The sequence below is a fragment of the Azospirillum formosense genome, from assembly GCF_013340925.1.
Lineage (GTDB): Bacteria > Pseudomonadota > Alphaproteobacteria > Azospirillales > Azospirillaceae > Azospirillum > Azospirillum formosense.
Window position 1 is genome coordinate 1 of record NZ_WHOR01000459.1, and the last position, 2,080, is coordinate 2,080.

A 2,080-nucleotide genomic window follows, 5' to 3' on the forward strand; every position below is an offset into this window, starting at 1 on the left:
CCCTGCGTCAGCGGGGGAGGGTTAGGGTGGGGGCAATGTGACCATGACACGCCCATGACCCGCTTCCTCGCCTCCCGCATGCTCCAGGCGCTGGTCGTCCTGCTGCTGATGAGCTTCGTCATCACCGTCCTGATGACGCTGATGCCGGGCGATCCGGTGGACATGATGCTGGCCGGCAACCCGCGCGCCACCCCCGCCGACGCGGCGCGGCTGAAGGCGCTCTACGGCCTCGACAAGCCGTTGCTGGAACGCTACGGCCACTGGCTCCAGGCGGCGCTGACGGGGGATTTCGGCTTCTCCCGGCTCTACGCGCAGCCGGTGCTGACGATCCTGCTGCCGCGGCTAGGCAACACGCTGCTGCTGCTCGGGGCGGCGATGGCGCTGACCCTGGCGGTGGCGCTGCCGCTCGGCGTCTACGCGGCGCGGCGGCCCTACGGCTGGGCGGACAACGCCATCAACCTGTTCTGCTTCGCCGGCATCTCCGTCCCGGCTTTCTGGCTAGCGCTGCTGCTGATCCTGCTCTTCGCGGTGGAACTGCAATGGCTTCCCGCCTCCGGCCTCGGCCCGGTGGGCGGCGAGGGCTGGTGGGAGCGGCTACCCTACCTCGTGCTGCCGGTGGCCTCGCTGACGCTGGCGAGCATCGGCGGCTACACGCGCTACGTCCGCGCCGCGATGATGGGGGAGCTTCGCCAGGATTACGTCCGCACCGCCCGCGCCAAGGGGCTGGGGGAGGGGCGGGTGGTCTGGCGTCACGCGCTGCGCAACGCGACCATCCCCATCGTGACCATCGTGGCGCTGGAGTTCGGCGCCCTCTTCTCCGGCGCGCTGGTGACCGAGACGATGTTCGCCTGGCCGGGCATGGGCAAGCTGATCTACGACAGCATCATGGGCAACGACCTGAACGTGGCGCTGGTGGCGCTGCTGTTCGCCACGTTGACGACGCTGGCCGGCAACCTGCTGGCCGACGCTGCCTACGCCGGGCTGGACCCGCGCATCTCCTTCAAGGGGGACGGGACGTGAGGGCCGGGCGCTTGAAGGCCGGGCGCTTCCTGCGGCGCTTCGCCCGCCACCGGCTGGCGGTGGTCAGCGCCCTGCTGCTGCTCGTCCTGGCCGTCGCCGCGGCGGCGGCGCCCTGGGTGGAGTCCTGGCTGGGGGTTGAGGCGACGGGCATCAGCCTGCTCGACCGCTTCGGCCCGCCCTCGGCCCTGCACCCGCTGGGCACCGACGAGCTGGGGCGCGACGTGCTGGTGCGGCTGCTCTACGGCGGGCGGGGGTCGCTGTTCGTGGGCGTGGCGGCGGCGCTGGCCTCCGCCGTCATCGGCACGGGGATCGGGCTGCTGGCCGGCTATTTCGGCGGGCGGCTCGACGATCTGCTGATGCGCGTCACCGACGGGCTGATCGCCTTGCCGCTGCTGCCGCTGCTGATCGTGCTGGGCGCCATCGACCTGACGCGGCTGGGCATCCCGCCGGAGGTGGCGGGGGCGGAGGACGCCAGCCTGCTGCGGATCGTCGTTCTGGTGGCGCTGTTCGGTTGGACGACGGTGGCGCGGCTGGTGCGCGGGGCCACCCTGTCGGCGCGGCGGCGCGACTATGTGCGGGCGGCGGTGGCGATGGGGGCGGGCAGCCGCCGGATCATGCTGGCCCACATCCTGCCGAACGTCGCAGCCCCCGCCGTGGTTGCGACGACGCTGACGGTCGGCAACGTGATCCTGCTGGAATCCGTGCTGAGTTTCCTCGGGCTGGGCATCCAGCCGCCGCTGCCCTCCTGGGGCAACATGCTGACCAACGCGCAGGAGCTGGTGGGGACCGCGCCGCTGCTGGCGGTGTGGCCGGGGCTGTTGATCTTCCTGACGGTGATCGCCGTCAACCTGCTGGGCGACGGGCTGCAGGACGCGCTGGATCCGCGGGTGGTGGGGAAGCGGTGAAGTAAAAGAGGGTCGAGGTCTTGCCCCCTCCCTGACCCTCCCCCGCTGTCGCAGGGGAGGGGGTCAAGCTCCCTCTCCTGCGTCAGCGGGGGAGGGCAGGGGCCGCCTCGGACGCCGCGGGAAAGGTGGGGGGAAGCATGCCTTCACTTATCCAG

The 2,080-nt window shown here is 71.6% G+C and carries 2 protein-coding genes; both read left to right on the top strand.

Annotation, left to right across the window (positions count from 1 at the left end):
* Positions 1-54: 54 nt before the first annotated feature.
* Complete coding sequence (locus tag GBZ26_RS28960) at positions 55-1,020, top strand: ABC transporter permease (RefSeq protein ID WP_174441745.1); 966 nt, start codon at positions 55-57, stop codon at positions 1,018-1,020.
* Positions 1,017-1,925, top strand: coding sequence for an ABC transporter permease subunit (locus GBZ26_RS28965; RefSeq protein ID WP_174441746.1), 909 nt, complete (start codon positions 1,017-1,019; stop codon positions 1,923-1,925). Before GBZ26_RS28960 ends, GBZ26_RS28965 begins: the two co-directional genes overlap by 4 nt.
* Positions 1,926-2,080: the final 155 nt, after the last annotated feature.

Excerpts from the sequence above, each read along its gene's own strand:
- GBZ26_RS28960 (WP_174441745.1), top strand. The coding sequence starts at position 55 with ATGACCCGCTTCCTCGCCTCCCGCATGCTCCAGGCGCTGGTCGTCCTG.